The following is a 17,059-nucleotide window of genomic DNA, read 5'->3' on the forward strand; positions in this document are numbered from 1 at the left end:
CCGATGAGCCAGGCGGCGCAGAATCTGAACTGGTTGATCACCAACTTCGTGGACAACACCCCCGGGGTGTCGCACACGGTGGTGGTCTCCGCCGACGGACTCCTGCTGGCGATGTCCGAAGGCTTCCCGCGGGACCGCGCCGACCAACTGGCAGCGGTGGCCTCCGGACTGACCTCGCTGACGGCGGGTGCGTCCCGGATCTTCGAGGGCGGCGCGGTCAACCAGACCGTGGTGGAGATGGAGCGCGGCTTCCTCTTCCTCATGTCGATCTCGGACGGCTCGTCGCTGGCCGTACTCGCCCACCCGGAGGCCGACATCGGTCTCGTGGGTTACGAGATGGCTCTCCTGGTGGACAGGGCCGGCAGCGTCCTCACCCCGGACCTGCGCGCCGAGCTGCAAGGAAGTCTGCTCAACTAGCAGACAGAGAGTGCGCTTTGGTGTCCGCGGGCTTTAATGTTCGAGAACGCGGCATCAACAGCGGTTTGGCGCCCGGCAGTCGGAGGAGGAAACGTGGCAACACCCCCGGACAGTTCTTCGGCCAACTGGCCTTATGGCCAGGGTCAGAATCAGGGTGATACCTCGCACAACAGGTTCAACTTCCCCTCCGCGCCGAGTCGGCCGCAGCAGTACGAGCAGCCGCCGCAGCAGCGGCAGCCGCAGCAGCAGCGCATCCAGTCGGCGCAGTCGCGGCGGGCTCCCGCGCCCGCCGCCTCGCAGGCGAACCACAACCCGCTGGTCCGGCCGTACGCCATGACCGGCGGTCGCACCAGGCCGCGCTACCAGCTCGCCATCGAGGCACTGGTCAGTACCACGGCGGACCCGTCACGTCTGCAAGGGCAGTTGCCCGAGCACCAGCGGATCTGCCATCTGTGCCGGGAGATCAAGTCGGTCGCCGAGATCTCGGCACTTCTCACCATTCCCCTCGGGGTTGCCCGGATCCTCGTCGCCGACCTGGCAGAGGCCGGACTTGTAGCCATTCACCAGCCCGGCGGCGACGAGTCCGCCGGCGGTCAGCCAGACGTGACACTGCTCGAAAGGGTGCTCAGTGGACTTCGCAAGCTCTAGCAGCGGAGCAGCCCGCTCCACAACCTCCGCGAAGATCGTGGTGGCGGGCGGTTTCGGCGTGGGCAAGACCACGTTCGTCGGAGCCGTCTCGGAGATCAACCCGCTGCGCACCGAGGCCGTCATGACGTCCGCATCGGCGGGCATCGACGACCTCACCCACACCGGGGACAAGACCACCACCACGGTGGCCATGGACTTCGGCCGTATCACCCTGGACCAGGACCTGATCCTGTACCTCTTCGGTACGCCCGGTCAGGACCGCTTCTGGTTCATGTGGGACGACCTCGTGCGCGGCGCCATCGGCGCTGTCGTCCTGGTCGACACGAGGAGGCTCGCCGACTGCTTCCCCGCCGTCGACTACTTCGAGAACAGCGGGCTGCCGTTCGTCATCGCCCTCAACGGCTTCGACGGCCACCAGCCGTACAACCCCGACGAGGTGCGCGAGGCCCTGCAGATCGGCCCCGACACCCCGATCCTCACCACCGACGCCCGCCACCGCGCGGACGCCAAGAGCGCGCTGATCACGCTCGTCGAGCACGCCCTGATGGCGCGGCTGCGGTAGGTACGGACGAGAAAGGCCCCCGCCACTCCGAGGAGTGGACGGGGGCCTTCGCCGTACGCCCGCCGAAAAGCGGTCGCGCTGCAATGCGGTGGGGCTCAGCCCTGCCAGCTGTGCGGGGCGCGGAAGCCGGGCGTGCGCTCCAGGCGGCGCCAGCCGGCCGTGGAGCGGCCGTGCGCCGGGGCGACGGCGCCGGAGCGGTTCGCGGCGCGGGCCATCAGGATCGCGGTGATCGCGGCCAGCTCCTCGGGCTCGGCGTGGCCCTTCTCGACGCGCAGCAAGGATTCGGTCATGGAGTCTCTCCGTCTTCGTCGCAGGATTACTGCGGGGGGTTGCCGTGCTTGCGCGACGGCAGGTCTGCGTGCTTGTTGCGGAGCATCGCGAGCGAGGCGATCAGCACCTCGCGCGTCTCGGCCGGGTCGATCACGTCGTCGACCAGGCCGCGCTCGGCGGCGTAGTAGGGGTGCATCAGCTCGGCCTTGTACTCCTTGACCATGCGGGCACGCATGGCCTCGGGGTCCTCGGCCTCGGCGATCTGCTTGCGGAAGATGACGTTGGCGGCACCTTCGGCGCCCATCACCGCGATCTCGTTGGTGGGCCAGGCGTACGTGAGGTCGGCACCGATGGACTGGGAGTCCATGACGATGTACGCACCTCCGTAGGCCTTCCGCAGGATCAGGGAGATCCGGGGCACGGTGGCGTTGCAGTAGGCGTACAGCAGCTTGGCGCCGTGGCGGATGATCCCACCGTGCTCCTGATCGACGCCCGGCAGGAAGCCGGGGACGTCCAACAGGGTGACGATCGGGATGTTGAAGGCGTCGCACATTTGCACGAAGCGTGCGGACTTCTCGCTCGCCTCGATGTCGAGGACACCGGCCAGGGACTGCGGCTGGTTGGCGACGATGCCGACGACCTGACCGCCGAGGCGGGCCAGCGTGCAGATGATGTTGGTGGCCCAGCGCTCGTGGATCTCCAGGAAGTCGCCGTCGTCGACGAGCTCCTCGATGACCTTGCGCATGTCGTACGGGCGGTTGCCGTCGGCCGGGACCAGGTCCAGGAGCACGTCCGAGCGGCGGTCCGCCGGGTCCTCGGACTCGACCGTCGGCGGGTTCTCGCGGTTGTTGGACGGCAGCATCGAGATCAGGTAGCGGACCTCGGCGATGCAGGTCTCCTCGTCGTCGTACGCGAAGTGCGCGACGCCCGAGGTCTCGGCGTGCACGTCGGCGCCGCCGAGGCCGTTCTGGGTGATCTCCTCACCGGTCACGGCACGGACGACGTCCGGGCCCGTGATGAACATCTGCGAGGTCTCGCGGACCATGAAGACGAAGTCGGTGAGGGCCGGGCTGTACGCCGCGCCGCCCGCGCACGGGCCGAGCATCACGCTGATCTGCGGGATGACACCGGAGGCGCGGGTGTTGCGCTGGAAGATGCCGCCGTAACCGGCGAGGGCGGAGACGCCCTCCTGGATGCGGGCGCCGGCGCCGTCGTTCAGGGAGACCAGCGGGGCACCGGCCGAGATGGCCATGTCCATGATCTTGTGAATCTTGGTGGCGTGGGCCTCGCCCAGCGCACCGCCGAAGATCCGGAAGTCGTGGGCGTAGACGAAGACCGTGCGTCCCTCCACCGTGCCCCAGCCGGTGATGACACCGTCGGTGTACGGCTTCTTGGCCTCCAGGCCGAAGCCGGTCGCCCGGTGCCGGCGAAGCTGCTCGACCTCCTTGAACGTACCCGGGTCCAGCAGCAGCTCGATGCGCTCACGGGCGGTCAGCTTGCCCTTGGCGTGCTGGGCCTCGGTCGCCCGGTCACTGGGGCCGCGGCGGGCCTGCTCGCGCAGCGCCAGCAGCTCGGCCACCCGGCCTCGGGCGTCGGTGGGCTCGCGCGGGGTCTCGTCCAAAACGGTCATGTACCGACCCTACGAAGGAGTACAAGAAAAACAGGCCGTCGACTCTTCACAGTCTCCGGCCCGTTCTCCTGTCACCACTGGACAGAACCATCCGCCCATGCAGCCTAAGTACCAGCTCATGGACGTCGGTGATTGTGGGGGTCCGACAAGGGCCTCCAGGGGCGTCAGCTGAGAGCCACCTCACAGCGGTGGCCGGCTCCGGCCGTCCCCGGTGTGACGCGGAGCTTCAGCGTACGACCGGTGGACAGCACTTCGACGCCGGGGTCCTTCGAGATGACGCGCACGCTGCGGCGCCCCCAGGTGACTTCCAGGGGCCGCCCGGTGCGCGTCGGCTCGCTGACGACGAGGGTCGCGGTGCGCCGCCTGGCGCGTACGAGCACACTCGCCGGGGCGGTCGCCGTGAGCCGCTCCACCGTACCCGGCTGCCAGAAGTTGGCGGACGTGACGCCGAGGGAGCGGATGGCCACGGCCTGGACGGCGCGGTTGTTGGCGAGGATGTCCAGCCAGTCGCGGTCTGCCGAGCGGGCGGCGACGGTACGCCGGGACGCACCCGGCATCAGGAGGTAGGCGTAGCCGGCGTCCACCGGGTCGGTGCCGTGGTCGAGCCAGAGGGTCTGGTAGCGGCGGGTGCGGCGAGCCGTGGTGCTGGTGGTGTTGATGTCGCTCCAGGAGCCGGTGCGGTCCTCGCGCAGGGTCTTCAGGTCCGCGCCGCCGGCTCCGGGGAAGACCCAGCCGCCGTGGCCTTCGAGGTGGGCCCAGCGGGGGCCGGCGTGGTCGTCGTCGACGGTGAGGACGTTCGTACCTCCTTCGCCCAGCATGCGGTTGTCGACGATCGTCTCGGCGGGTACGCCGTCGGTGGAGGTGATGCCGGCGCCGAGGCAGACGACCGTATCGGCCACGCAGAACCACGACTTGCGGGCTTCGAGGGTCGAGCCGAGGCCCTTGAGGTGCTGGCCGACGGCGGCGAACTCGCCGTCGGTGGCGCCGCCGACCCACTGGGTTGCGGGCTTCGGCGCACCCCATTCGCCGCCCGCTTTGTCGGCAAGTCGCTTGGTGGACACGGTGGTTCCGGAGAGGCGGTAGAAGTCGACGGTGGGCCAGAACCAGTCGGTGTATTGATCGTTCGCCTTCTCCCCCGGCCACCAGTAGAGCATTCCGGCGCCGGTGTGCCAGCCGCGCGGATTCTCGCCGTTGCCGCACTCGTAGTACGAGATCCGCTCCGAGGCCATCGAGATGCCGGCCGCCCAGCCGGGCCGCCGGTGCACGGCCCGGTCCATGGAGGCGAAGAGCTTGTGCGCGACGGGCTCGGGGGCGGCGGCGACGGGTGAGGCGGCTACGGCGTGCAGCCGGGAGAGGTCGGCGACGTTGAACTGCGGCGCGGTCAGGATGGGCGTCGTACGGTCGCGCTCGATCCAGCCCTTGACGAGGGCGGTCCAGCGGCGCTGTTCCGCCTGGGACGCGCCGCCCGCGAGCAGCGGGATGGCGGCGATGAGTCCCTGCCCGTGGAAGTGGTCGCTGCGCATGACCTTGCGGTCGTCGTTCTTGAGGTAACCGCGGCTGATGGCACGGCCGTTGACACTGTCCATCATCAGGCCGTTGTAGATGAGCGGCGCGTAGGCGTTCTCGACGGAGTCGAGGATGATCTGGCGGTTCGGGTCGGTGACGGCCCAGGTGGAGCCCGCGAGGAGGGTGAAGAGGCGGCCGAGCCCGTCGAGCATGACCTGTCCGTACGTACCGGAGTAGGCGACCCAGGTGTGCTGGACGAACGAGCCGTCGGCGTACAGGCCGTCGCCCTTGGTGACGTACGGGAAGACGGGCGAGAGGGCGTCGCGGGCGAGGGCGATCTTGGCCGGGCTGCGGCCGAGGACGCCGCGCAGGGCGACGGAGCGGCAGAGGTCGACGTGGTTGGCGCCGGTGCTCGTACCGGAGTACTTGGTGAGCATGGCGTCGGGGATGAAGTGGTCGACGGCGGCGCAGGCGGCTTGGCGCCGGTCGTCGGTGACGTGGTCGTGGAGGGCGGCGACGATGTCCATAAGGAGGCGGGGGCTGCCGATCTGCCACTCCCACCAGTTGCCGTAGCGGGTGGTGGAGGGGTTGTAGATCCTGGCGGAGAGGTGGTCGAGGCCGCGGACGATGTCGGCGAGGAGGCCCGCGTCGGCGGTGAGTCCGGTGCCGGGCTGGAGGTAGGCCTGGGTCATGGTCCACAGGCGGCCGTAGCTCTGGGTGATGCCGGCGGGCGGGTCGAAGGAGTAGCCGGGCCAGAGGGACGTGTCGGCCGGGGCCATGGTCGCGCGGAAGCCTGCGGCGAGGCGGCCGATCTCCTTGAGGCGGGACGCGTACGGCTCGGCGGCCGCGTCGAAGCCGGTGCCGAGCGCGAGCTCGACCCAGCGCCGGCGGAGCGTGTCGAACTCGCCGGCGGGTGCTGCGGCTTGCGCGGGGGCGTGCGGGGTGAGGGCGGCCAGGCCGAGTGCGGTGGCGGAGGTGGTGGCGAGGAAGGTGCGGCGGGACCAGGGCGGGGTGGGCGGCACGTGGGGACCTCCGGGGCGGGGGTGGTTTAGACCTGTGCGGTGGTTTAGACCTGTGCCCCGATGGTGTAGCACGGGTTCGGGGTGCGTTCAATGCTCCGGACGCGGTTATCGGAAAGCGCTTACCGGTGGGGCGCCGGGGGTGCGGTGCGGGTGCGGGTGCCTGCGGCGCTGTTCCCCTACCCGCCCCTTCCCGAAACTGGGGGCAAGCCCCCAGACCCCCGGACGCCCTGCGGGCGTGTCCTCAAACGCCGGACGGGCTGGATATGCCGCGCAGCGGCAATCCCCAGCCCCTCCGGCGCTTGAGGAGCGGGGCCGGGGCGGAACCCCAACAACCCCCGGCCCACTCCAGCCCCTCCGGCGTTTGAGGAGCGGGGTCTGGGGCAGCGCCCCAGTTCGGGAAGGGGCGGGGTGGGGAAAGGCCCCGCGCAGCGGCACCCCGGCACGCTTGCCGCGTCGCACCGCACCGGGCCCCGCCCCCACGGGCCCGTCAGCCTCCGCAGTGGAAGCGCGCGTTTCCCCAGTCCGCGTGGTCGTTGCCGGGGCCGTCCCCGCCGTCCCCCGTCAGCAGGTCGACGTACTTCGCCCCAGTCACATCCGCCGTCAGCGACCACGCACGGTCCGCCGCCCGCAGCACCGGCGACTTCACCCTCTCCACACCGTCCGCGGCGACGCTGAACTGCACGCTGCCCCGCGTCCCCTGGGAGTCGTCCTGCCCCACCTGGGCGGTGAAGGACGCGCACTTCCCGCCCAGGTAGTAGCGGATCTTCCCCGGTGACGCGGTGCCGAGGCCCTTGGCGAACACCGTGCCATTGACGGTCAGCAGCTTGCCGTCACCCGCCGCCGTCCCGCCGTTGGACATGTCGCGCTCGGCCGGACCCCAGCCGTTCTCCATCGACGTCCATTCGAGGTCACTGGCGTACGTGTCGCTGGTGGGCGGGGGCGGCAGGGTGCGGACGGAAGCGGTCGCCCCCAGCTTCCGCGTCTCGCCGCCGACGGTGTACGCCGCCTCCGAACGCAGGCTGTACGCCCCGTACTCCGCGTCCACCGGCGGCGTCACATGCCACGTCGCCACCGCCTTCGCCCCCGCCGCGACCGTCGCGAACTCCACCGCCCCGGCGGGCTCCGCCCGCCAGCCGTCCGGCAGGGACAGGCTCACCGAAACACCCGTGGCCGGCGCCGCCTCGAAGTTGGTGAAGGCAGCCTTGACCTCATTCTTCCGACCGGGCTCCAGGGTCTCCTGCGCGGCCGCCAGCGCGAGCGTGCCGCATGCGGCCTTCTCCGGCGCGGGCCCCAGGTCGGTGACCGTGAAGCCGTCGAGGACGAAGTCCGCGCCGTCCGGCGCGCCGCCCTTCTTCCGCAGGCCGGTCCAGGTGTCGCCGCAGCCCGCCGTGACGGTCTCGGCCAGATGAGTCGTCGCGGCCTTCGCCCCGATGGGTGTACGCCGCGTCTCGACCGAGGCGGGAACACCGTCGGCGCCGATCCGGTCGTACCCCGTCACCCACTCGTACGCGTCGGCGTGACTCGACTGGTAGTCGAACTCCACGCGGTAGCTGCGCCCTTCCTTCATCGGGACGGTGCCCGGCCCGGTCCGGTAGACGAGACCGGTGTTCTCGTCGTGGGACTTCAGGGACTCGGAGCCCCCGAGTACGTCGTCGATACGTTTCCCGTTCCAGCCCGCCTGGGTGTACGGCGCGTGCTTCTGCGCGACGTGGGTGCGGGGATCGGTGGCGCCGCCCGCGTTGCCCTTGAAGAAGGGCCCCCAGCCCTGGTCGACGGCCTCGAAGTCGTCGTACACGACCGTGCCCGGCTTGGTCGCGGGCGCGTTCGCGACGAGTCTTACGTCGTCGATCCGGACCTTCGCCGCATCCCCGTTCGCCGTACTCCTCTTCGCCGCCTCGATCCGGAAGGTCGTGGCCCCGGACGCGGGCGCGGTGAAGTTGACCTTGGCGCGCTGGAAGTACGAACCGTGCCAGTCGTTCGCGGCGGTCTGTTCCCTGGCGGTGGACCGCTCGATCACTCTCTCCTCACCACCCGCCGACAGTGTCGTACGCCGCTCCTTGCCCGGTTCGACCTCCAGCCAGGCGGACGCGGTGTAGCGCGCGCCGGGCTTCAGACCGGAGACCCGCTGCCGCACGGAGGCCGTGCCCGTACCGCTCAGCTCGGCACTGTTGCGCCCCTGACTGTCGGTGTCCCGTTCGACGGCTCCGGTCTTCTTCCAGCCGTCGAGCCCGGCGTCGTTGAAGCCGGGGTCCTTGATCCTGGTGCCCTCGCCCCAGGCGGTGTCGCGCGCCTCCGGGACACGGCCTCGCGGGTAGAGGACGTACGGCTGGCCTGCCGTCGCGTCCAGCGTGACCTTGCCGTCGTTCACCTCGGCCGTCCCGGCGTTCACCCGGCCGTTGTCGGTGAGCCTGTAGACGGTGAAGGCATCGGCCTTGCGGTACTTCTCCGGCAGCTCCCAGGTGCTGGCGCCCCCCTGCTTGTTGTAGTGGTAGAGCTTCTTGCCCTGCCACGGCAGCAGGTACCTGTCACCGTCCAGGACCCTCGCGCCGCCGACCGTGACCGTCCGCCTGCCGTTCTCCACCGTGCCGCGGACGCCGTCGCTGAAGTCGACGGTGTTCCTGGCCTTGTCCCAGCGCTGGATGTCGTAGTGCTGGAGGAACTTGGCGGGCAGGTTCTTCTGCCAGATGTTCGCCGAGAACTTCGTCCAGTCGGTCTCGCCGGTCCAGCCCTCGAAGTCCTCCAGCGCTGTCTGGCCCAGGACCGGATCGGCGTTCCAAACGTCCTTCTCGCCGTTGCGGATGAACCGGATGATCTGCGAGTTGAGGCCCTTGTTGGTCGCCCCGCCGTAGCTCAGGTCGTTGGCCCAGTGCGACCAGAGGGAGGTCCGCTCGAACTTGTCGGCCCACTCGGTGGCGACGTTCCAGCCCTGCGCACCGACCTCGGCCATCGTCTTGTCGGCGATCCAGCCGTGCGTGTAGTAGACGTCGATGTAAAGCAGGCTGAGGTTGGGGTCGGTCTCGTCGCGCAACTGCTGGAACCTGCGTGCCATGTCACCGCTGTTGAGGTCGCGGCGCTGGTCGATGTAGTAGCTCTGGTTGAGCCAGTTCCAGCCGGGGGCGTTCTTGTTGACGAGGGTCTCGCTGAAGGCGTTCGCCTCCGGGTACGCCTCGGTCTGGTTGACGTGGACCCCGAAGGTGGCGCCCCACTTCTTTCCGCTCCTGAGCAGCTTGTTGAGGTCGGTGAGACCGCCGGCGCGCTTGTTGTAGTTGCCGCCGTAGTCGGGGTGCGCCGAGTCGTGTCCCTCGGACCCGTACCCCTTCAGCAGGGCGAGCTGCCCGAGCCCGTCCGTCGCCAGCGACACCCGCTTGACGTCGTCGAGGGTACGGAGGAAGGGGTGTGTGGCCTGGCTCGCGAAGTTGAAGGGGATGTGGGTGATGACGCGGTCCGGGGTCTCGTCGCTGCCCGGTGCTTTCACGCCGATCTCGCGGAAGGCGACGGCGCCGTCCTGCCAGTCGACGGTCTTGTCTCCGTTGGCGTCGGGTGTGACGACGACCTTGGCCCACGGCAGGTCGTCGCCGGAGGCGGGGGCGGGTGCGCCGGCGCCCCGGTAGGTCCACTGGCCGGACCTGACACCGACGCGCACGCTGCCGTCGGCGGCCTGGTGGGCCTGGTGCCAGAAGCGGGCGTCGTCGCCGTTGGTCGGGCCGCTCGGTCTGTCGTACGAGGAGTTCGACTCGACGGCGGCGGCGAGTCGGTCCGTGTTGACGATGGCGTACGAGGCCCCGACGGGCGCGGCTTCGGCCGCCGTCCCGTCCGTGACCTCGGCGAAGACGTCGGCGGTCTTCGTCGAGTCGGGGTCGAGCCGGGTGAACGCCGTTTCGGCGCCGCCGTCCCGGCTGCCGACGGAGACGAGGTCGTGGGCGGGTATGTCGAGGGTCCCGACCCGGAACGCCTCCGTGTCCCGTACCGCGGTGACCTGGAAGGTCGTCGCCCGGCCGGCGACGGACAGCTTCGCGTCGATCTCCACGCCCGCGAGGGCCGGGAAGACGAGGGTGTACGCCGCGCTGTCGGCCCCGACGACCGGTTCGCCGCCTTGTACCTCGACGACGTACGCCTTGCCGTTGAGGGTGATCTTGGTGACGGGTCTCGTACTGCCGAGGAGCCGGGCGCCGCCCGCCCGGTCGGTGTAGGAGACGACCCGTGGGAAGTCCTTGGCCACGGTGACCGAGAGCTGCGCGGAGCCGATGACGAGGCCGGCGGCCGGGGCGGCGACGGGAGGCTCGGCCCCGGCCGGGAGGGCGGGTCCGGCCAGGGCGAATACGGCGGACGATGCGGCTGCGACAGCGCACGCCGCTCGGAATCTTCGTGACATGAGGACTGAGTAGTCCTCCGCTCTCACCACCGTCAACGAAGTCGTGCGCCACGGCGGCCAGTAGTCCAACAACCATCGCGCGTTAGTCCAAGTCCGGCCGGGCGACGAGCCGAAGCGCGATCAGGTTGTCTCGCCCGGTCGGCCCGGTTCAGCAGCCGCCGCAGTTGTAGTACGTCACGTCCCAGTGGTTGCCCTCGTCCGCGTAGATGTTCCCGGACCCGGACTTCCACTGCGGCGCCCCGTCGGGGCGCACACCGATGTAGGTGAACGTGTTCTTGATGTAGTTCCCGACGCAGGTGTACTTGGCGTAGTCGAGCTTGTAGCCGTTCCAGTGGGAGTACGTGCCGCCGGCGTGCCCGGTCTCGGTGCCGCCGGTGATGTTGAGCGCGCAGCCGCTGGCGCTCTTGAGCGTTTGTGCGCCTTTCGCGGTGGCGAGGTTGAGCTGCTCGAACGACGTACAGGTGGGGTTGTTGCGGTCCGAGCAGCCGCCCGACGACGACCAGGTGATCCCGGACGAGCGGAACATCGACGTCGCGGTGGCGTGGCTGATCTTGGTGACGGCGTGTGCGTCGGTCGCGCCGCTGACGACGCCGAAGCCGGGCGCGAAGAGCGCGCCGAGCACGAGGGCGAGTGCGGTGAGGACGGAGCGGGTTCTCACGAGGTTTTCCTCCTGCTGATGGCCGTGCTGGGCCTTGGGGCCGTACGGGACAGCTGTGCAGGTGGAGCAAGGAGATGGTGCCCGAGTGCTACGCGCGTCCGCCAGAGGGCGTCGCGGCAGCCCCCGGCACCCGGCCGGCTCCGTCGCCGCGATCGACGTCAGGATGGCCGGCATCGACACCGGCATCGGCGACCACGACGGCCATCAGAAAAATTCCGGCAACCTCTTGACTCGTGCCAAATCGGGAGGAAAATCCTAAATACACCAGAAAACCGGAGCGAGCCGCACGGTCGGCGAAGACGTTCGTCGACTTGCGTGTCGACCCACTCGCAGGCTCTGGCCAGGCCCCCGGCAGATCCCCTCGGCCTCAGAGCTTTCAGCGACGGCTGGAACTCATGAGACCGGGACGGACTACCGGGGACTGCATGTGTTCGGGCCCTTTATGCGTTCAGGCCGTCCATCCGTCAGGCCCTCTCAGCGGACCGCTAGAAGCCTCCGCCGCCGAAGTCGCCGCCGCCGAACCCACCGCCGAAGTCGCCTCCGCCGCCGAAGTCCCCGGAGTTGAAGTCGCTGCCGGAGAAGTCCCCTCCCTCGTAGCCGCCGGCGCCCGGGTCGGCGTAAGCAGGCGTGGAGAGCATCGACCCGAGCATCGTCCCCACCAGCAGGCCCGGCAGCAGGCCGGCGCCGTAGTAGCCGCCGATCCATGGGGCGTACGCCGGACCCGCCTCCCAGTACGGGCGGCGGCCGTCCGCCGTCTCGACCGTCCGGGACATCGGGTCCTGGCCGTCGGCCAGCCGGGTGGCATCCGCCGCGCAGACCGGCACGCGGCGCGTGTAACCGCCGGCCGGGGCCCAGTCGACGTCCGCCGTGGAGGGGCCGTGGCGCGGATCGAAGAAGCAGGGCGGGCGCCGCTCGGGCAACGGAGCGCCTTCGCGGCGCGCGGCGAGCACGGCGAGCGAGAAGCGGCCGTCCTCCAGCGCCTCGGTGACCTCCCGGACATCCTCCGCCCTCTTCGCCCTGGCCATGGCCGACTTGGCCTTCTCGTACGCGTCCAGGGCGCGCTCGTAGTCGGCGCGCATCGCGTCGTCGGCGCCGGGCTCGGCGGGATGGAAGTCGAGGCGGTCGAGGGTCTCCCCGAACGCGGTGATGTCCTCGTCGACCACCACCCGCACCTTCTCCAGCGCGGCCCGCTCCTGTGCCGCCCGTCGCGTGCGGCTGCGCTTCGCCACCAGGAAGACACCGGCGCAACCGGCGACGAGCACCAGTGCGAAGGTGACCAGGCCGACGACGGACGACGGCCCGCTCTGGGCGCCTTCCCAGCTACTGGGGGCGCTGCCCCGCGCCTGCTCGAGTGCGTCGTCGACGAAGGTGTTCAGCTGGCTGACGGCATCGATGCCGCCCGCCGGCTCGATGGAGGCGGTGAGATTGGCGACCGCCTGCCGCGACATCACCGTGGAGTCGGCGCCCGCGTCGAACGCGTCGCCGAGTCTGACGGCGTACACACCGGTGATCCCGGTCTTGGTGCGCAGGTCGGCGAGCAGTCCGTCTTCGGGGAACTCCGCGTTCTGCGGGAGTACGGCGACGAAAACCGGCTTCCCGGCGTCGAGGATCTTCTCCTCCAGCGCGTCCGCCGCACGGGGCGGCAGCTGGTCACTGGCGCGCTGATCGACGTACACAGGCCCCTGGCGCAGCGACTGGGCCGCGGCATCGAGCCCCGTGGCTGCCTGCGCGCCCGGCGCCACGGCGAGTGCGGTGGCCGCCAGCGAGAGCAGCAGCCCTGACAGGGTGGAGAACAGTCGTGTCCTCATACTTAAAAGCTACCCGAATGGGTGCATTTTAAGACAGATGTGTTTGAGCTTCAGTCCTGCGTACGGACGACGGTTCCGCCCGCACCCAGGACTGACCTCGGCGTGCCACGTCCAGCTACTCCGCGGGCTCGACGCCTGCCCTCAGCAGGCCGTACGTGTACGCGTCCTCCAGGGCCTGCCAGGACGCCGCGATCACGTTCTCGCCGACGCCGACCGTGGACCAGTCGCCCTCGCCGTCCCCCGTGGTGATCAGCACGCGGGTCGTGGACTCCGTACCGTGCTTGCCCTCCAGGATGCGGACCTTGTAGTCGACCAGTTCCAGCTTGGCGAGCTGCGGGTAGATCCGCTCCAGGCCGACGCGCAGGGCGCGGTCGAGGGCGTTGACCGGGCCGTTGCCCTCCGCCGTGGCGACGATGCGCTCGCCCTTGGCCCAGAGCTTCACCGTGGCCTCGTTGGCGTGGGTGCCGTCGGGGCGGTCCTCGACGATGGCCCGCCAGGACTCCGTACGGAAGTAGCTGAGCGCGCGGCCCTCGGCCTCCTCGCGCAGGAGCAGCTCGAAGGAGGCGTCGGCCGCTTCGTACGTGTAGCCCCTGAGCTCGCGCTCCTTGACGCGGGCGACGACGCGGCCGACCAGCTCGCGGTCGTTGCCCAGGTCGACGCCGAGCTCCTTGCCCTTGAGCTCGATGGAGGCGCGGCCCGCCATGTCGGAGACGAGCATCCGGATGTGGTTGCCGACCAGGCCGGGATCGATGTGCTGGTACAGGTCGGGGTCGACCTTGATCGCGGAGGCGTGCAGGCCGGCCTTGTGCGCGAAGGCGGAGACGCCGACGTACGGCTGGTGGGTGGAGGGCGTGAGGTTGACGACCTCGGCGATGGCGTGCGAGATGCGGGTCATCTCGGCGAGCGCGCCCGGCGGGAGCACCTGCTTGCCGTACTTCAGTTCCAGCGCCGCGACGACGGGGAAGAGGTTGGCGTTTCCGACGCGCTCGCCGTAGCCGTTGGCGGTGCACTGGACGTGGGTGGCGCCCGCGTCGACGGCGGCGAGGGTGTTGGCGACCGCGCACCCCGTGTCGTCCTGGGCGTGGATGCCCAGGCGCGCGCCGGTGTCGGCGAGGACGGTGGCGACGACGGCCTGGACCTGCGCGGGGAGCATGCCGCCGTTGGTGTCGCAGAGGATGACGACGTCGGCGCCGGCCTCCGAGGCCGCGCGTACGACCGACTTGGCGTACTCGGGGTTGGCGCGGTAGCCGTCGAAGAAGTGCTCGCAGTCGACGAAGACGCGGCGGCCCCGGGCGCGGAGGTAGGAGACCGTGTCGCGGACCATCGCGATGTTCTCGTCGAGCGTCGTACGCAGGGCGAGTTCGACGTGGCGGTCGTGGGACTTGGCGACCAGGGTGACGACGGGAGCGCCGGAGTCCAGGAGGGCCGCGACCTGCGGGTCGTCCTCCGCCTTGGCGCCGGGGCGGCGGGTGGCGCCGAAGGCCACGAGCTGCGCGTTCTTGAAGTTGATCTCGTTCTTCGCGCGGGCGAAGAACTCGGTGTCGCGCGGGTTGGCGCCGGGCCAGCCGCCCTCGATGAAGCCCACGCCGAAGTCGTCCAGGTGCCGGGCAATGGTCAGCTTGTCGGCAACCGTCAGATTGATGCCTTCGCGCTGGGCGCCGTCGCGCAGCGTGGTGTCGAAGACGTGAAAGCTGTCGTTGGGAAAGCTGTCGTCGGGGCCTGAAGTGGTCATGGCTTTCTGGACTCCTGTCGAGTGGAAGGACTGGCTCCACTTGCCCCCATCATCGCGCGCACCTCGCCCCGGCCGTGATGGGGCCGGGAAACGAAAAAACCTCTCGCGGGTGCGAGAGGTCTGCGCGCGGGTCTGGGGCACGGTGGCCGCGCCGTACGTGGTGATACGGAAGCGGTCACTGGGGACCGGCGCGCCTGCTGCCCATAATCACGGCGAACGAGAACACAAGGGCAGTTTGGCACGTCTTGCCTGGCGTGGTACCCCCGTCTCACGATGTGGGCGGGCGTGATCGAGGATCATCACTCACCCGCCCGCACCGTGTCACGGGCCCGCGGCGCCTGCCGCGGATCAGCGCAGGCGGCGTACGAAGATGTCGGCCTCGCCGTTGGTGTCACCGGGTACGAACTTCGCATCGTCGTAGCCGCCGAAGACGACCGTCGACGCGTCGGCGCTGAGCGTCGCGGGGGCGGCGCCGCGCGGTGTGCCGTCCAGGCCGGGCGTCGCCAGTACGTCCTTGCCCGAGCGCAGATCACGCAGATAGTGCGCGGAGACCGAGCCCGACGAGGAGTACAGCAGCTTCCTGCCGTCCGCGGAGATGCCGTCCGCCCCCGAGATGTCGGTCGGCGCAATGCCGTCGATCCGCTTGAGCGTGCCGGTCCGCAGATCGCGGACGAAGGGATTCCATCCCCGGTTGGGGTCGGTGCCCGGCACGAGGTTCGTGGCGTACGAGCTGAAGGCGACCGTCGAGCCGTCGGCGCTGAGGAGCGGTGTGGTGGAGGCCTTGTCGGCCTTGGCACCATCGTGCGTGGCGTCGGCGTGCACCTCCTTCTTCGTGGTGCGGTCGTAGACGAAGATGTCGCCCCAGTCGTCGCCGCGCGGCCCGTTGGTGTACGAGTCCTGGTACGCGACCTTCCTCCCGTCCGCGCTGATGGACCCCACCGTGCAGCCGCGCGCCCCCGTCGCGTCGTCCGGGGAGTGGCTGATCCGCTCGGCCTTGCGCGTCCTGCGGTCCAGGACGTAGACGCGGGAGCCGTCGTCGGCGGAGCCGGGGGTGGCGTCCGTGGGGCGGGCGTCGAAGGCGACGTAGCGGCCGTCGGCGCTGATGGCGGCCGCGCCGTACGAAACGGCGTACCCGTCGTCGAGTGCGGGCGCCACGCGCTCCGTCTTCCCCGTCTTCACATCCCTGACGTGGACGGAGTATCCGCCCAACGTGCCGTCGTCCGCGTTGAACGTCAGGTAGCGCCCGTTCGCACTGAGTGCGGGACTGGACGTCTCGGACGACTCGGCGCCGTCGAGAGTGACGCGCCGGAGCTTGCCGTCGCGGGCGTCGCGCACGAAGACGTCGCTGGTACGGGCGGTGCCCCCCGGCGCCAGATTGGAGGCGTACGAGGAGAAGGCGACGACGCGGCCGTCGGCGCTCACGGCCGGGCTGGTCGAGGAGTCGTCCGCCTGGGCGCCGTCCGGCGCGACGCTGATGCGCCGGGTCTGCGGAGCGGAGGATTCCGCCGCGGCGGGCAGGGCGGTCGCGGTGACGGCGACGACGAGCGCGGCCCCCAGGGCGACGCGTGAGATCTGTGAGACTCGCGAGACGCGTGAGATCTGTAAGGTCCGTGCGGCGATGGACATGGTGTTTCCCCCCGTGTGTGCTGATGAGCTCAAGGGGATACAAGCGCACCGTCGGACACGGGTCAATCCGTCCGATTGCGTACAACCCGAACGGGTCGGGAAGCGTCCACGCCCGGAATCAATGGAGCGTCTCGTCGAGGAACTCGCCGATCTGAGCGAGGACCTGCGACCGCTCCGAGCCCGGCAGGCCCATCGCCACATGCGTACTGAAGCCGTCGAGCAGCGCCCGTATCCGGGTCGCGAAGCGGTCCGCGTCGACCACCGTGCGCAGTTCGGCGCGCGAGGCGCCCTCGACGAGGAGGGCCACCAGGTCGCGGTGCCAGGACAGCTCGATGTCGAGGAGTCGGGCCCTGGCCTCCTCGTCGACGGCGTGCGAACGGTTCCAGAGTTCGAGCCACAACGCCCAGTGCGGATCGCGGGGCCCCGACGGCACGTACAGGTCGACGTACGCGTCGAGGCGCTCGCGGACCGGGACCTGGCGGGCAAGCGCGGCCCTGCGGTCCATGCCGAGCTGCTCCTCGCTCCATTCGAGCGTCTGGAGGAGCAGCTCGTCCTTGCTGCGGAAGTAGTAGAGCAGGTGTCCACTGCTCATTCCGACCTCACGACCGAGCCCGGCCATGGTCAGCCGCTCCAGCCCGTGCTCGGCGATGCTCGCCATGGCGGCGGCGAGCACCGTCTCGCGCGGCGGGGCGGAGTTGCGGCGCCGGGACGGCCGCTTGGCGGAGCCGGATCGGGACTCGGAGCCGGACGCGGGCCCGGGGCCGGGGCCGGACGCGGACCCGGTCATGAGGCGTTCTCGTTCACTCGT

The 17,059-nt window shown here is 70.1% G+C and carries 12 protein-coding genes; 3 read left to right on the forward strand and 9 right to left on the reverse strand.

Annotated elements, in window-relative coordinates; genetic code table 11:
- Positions 1-3: 3 nt before the first annotated feature.
- The 3 genes from G412_RS0120765 (at position 4) to G412_RS0120775 (ending at position 1,627) form a co-directional block, all read left to right on the forward strand.
- Positions 4-417: a roadblock/LC7 domain-containing protein gene (locus tag G412_RS0120765; RefSeq protein WP_037649449.1), complete on the forward strand. Its 414-nt coding sequence runs from the start codon at positions 4-6 to the stop codon at positions 415-417.
- Positions 418-510: 93 nt separating this feature from the next.
- Entirely contained in the window at positions 511-1,065 is a 555-nt protein-coding gene (locus tag G412_RS0120770; RefSeq protein WP_028813753.1) for a DUF742 domain-containing protein, read from the forward strand.
- Positions 1,046-1,627 (forward strand): GTP-binding protein, encoded by a 582-nt coding sequence (locus G412_RS0120775; RefSeq protein WP_028813754.1) that lies wholly within the window; start codon positions 1,046-1,048, stop codon positions 1,625-1,627. Before G412_RS0120770 ends, G412_RS0120775 begins: the two co-directional genes overlap by 20 nt.
- 95 nt (positions 1,628-1,722) lie before the next feature.
- Here G412_RS0120775 and G412_RS0120780 read toward each other — a convergent pair whose 3' ends face one another.
- From G412_RS0120780 to G412_RS35405, 9 genes are all read right to left on the reverse strand, one after another.
- Positions 1,723-1,917 carry an acyl-CoA carboxylase subunit epsilon gene (locus G412_RS0120780; protein WP_028813755.1) on the reverse strand — a complete coding sequence of 65 codons (195 nt, stop codon included), beginning with the start codon at positions 1,915-1,917 and terminating at the stop codon, positions 1,723-1,725.
- Positions 1,918-1,943: 26 nt separating this feature from the next.
- On the reverse strand, positions 1,944-3,527 hold the full coding sequence (locus G412_RS0120785) for an acyl-CoA carboxylase subunit beta (protein WP_028813756.1): 1,584 nt from the start codon (positions 3,525-3,527) through the stop codon (positions 1,944-1,946).
- Between the two features lie 164 nt (positions 3,528-3,691).
- A complete protein-coding gene (locus tag G412_RS0120790; protein ID WP_028813757.1) occupies positions 3,692-6,055 on the reverse strand; it encodes a polysaccharide lyase 8 family protein in 2,364 nt (787 codons plus the stop codon).
- Positions 6,056-6,542: 487 nt separating this feature from the next.
- Complete coding sequence (locus G412_RS0120795; RefSeq protein ID WP_028813758.1) at positions 6,543-10,427, reverse strand: endo-alpha-N-acetylgalactosaminidase family protein; 3,885 nt, start codon at positions 10,425-10,427, stop codon at positions 6,543-6,545.
- A gap of 148 nt (positions 10,428-10,575) precedes the next feature.
- Complete coding sequence (locus G412_RS0120800; RefSeq protein WP_028813759.1) at positions 10,576-11,085, reverse strand: hypothetical protein; 510 nt, start codon at positions 11,083-11,085, stop codon at positions 10,576-10,578.
- Positions 11,086-11,570: 485 nt separating this feature from the next.
- On the reverse strand, positions 11,571-12,893 hold the full coding sequence (locus G412_RS0120805; protein WP_028813760.1) for a hypothetical protein: 1,323 nt from the start codon (positions 12,891-12,893) through the stop codon (positions 11,571-11,573).
- A gap of 115 nt (positions 12,894-13,008) precedes the next feature.
- Positions 13,009-14,625, reverse strand: a complete 1,617-nt coding sequence (gene cimA / locus G412_RS0120810; protein WP_028813761.1) for a citramalate synthase — start codon at positions 14,623-14,625, stop codon at positions 13,009-13,011.
- 348 nt (positions 14,626-14,973) lie between these two features.
- A complete protein-coding gene (locus G412_RS0120815; RefSeq protein ID WP_051338514.1) occupies positions 14,974-16,251 on the reverse strand; it encodes a TolB family protein in 1,278 nt (425 codons plus the stop codon).
- 118 nt (positions 16,252-16,369) lie between these two features.
- The gene (locus G412_RS35405; RefSeq protein WP_078607215.1) at positions 16,370-17,038 is read right to left on the reverse strand and encodes a TetR/AcrR family transcriptional regulator; all 669 of its coding nucleotides are present in this window, start codon (positions 17,036-17,038) and stop codon (positions 16,370-16,372) included.
- Positions 17,039-17,059: the final 21 nt, after the last annotated feature.

Origin of the sequence: Streptomyces flavidovirens DSM 40150 (assembly GCF_000429085.1) — a bacterium.
Classification (GTDB): Bacteria; Actinomycetota; Actinomycetes; order Streptomycetales; family Streptomycetaceae; genus Streptomyces; species Streptomyces flavidovirens.

Excerpts from the sequence above, each read along its gene's own strand:
- G412_RS0120765 (WP_037649449.1), top strand. The coding sequence starts at position 4 with ATGAGCCAGGCGGCGCAGAATCTGAACTGGTTGATCACCAACTTCGTG.
- G412_RS0120780 (WP_028813755.1), bottom strand. The coding sequence starts at position 1,917 with ATGACCGAATCCTTGCTGCGCGTCGAGAAGGGCCACGCCGAGCCCGAG.
- G412_RS0120785 (WP_028813756.1), bottom strand. The coding sequence starts at position 3,527 with ATGACCGTTTTGGACGAGACCCCGCGCGAGCCCACCGACGCCCGAGGC.
- G412_RS0120795 (WP_028813758.1), bottom strand. The coding sequence starts at position 10,427 with ATGTCACGAAGATTCCGAGCGGCGTGCGCTGTCGCAGCCGCATCGTCC.
- G412_RS0120805 (WP_028813760.1), bottom strand. The coding sequence starts at position 12,893 with ATGAGGACACGACTGTTCTCCACCCTGTCAGGGCTGCTGCTCTCGCTG.
- cimA (WP_028813761.1), bottom strand. The coding sequence starts at position 14,625 with ATGACCACTTCAGGCCCCGACGACAGCTTTCCCAACGACAGCTTTCAC.
- G412_RS0120815 (WP_051338514.1), bottom strand. The coding sequence starts at position 16,251 with ATGTCCATCGCCGCACGGACCTTACAGATCTCACGCGTCTCGCGAGTC.
- G412_RS35405 (WP_078607215.1), bottom strand. The coding sequence starts at position 17,038 with ATGACCGGGTCCGCGTCCGGCCCCGGCCCCGGGCCCGCGTCCGGCTCC.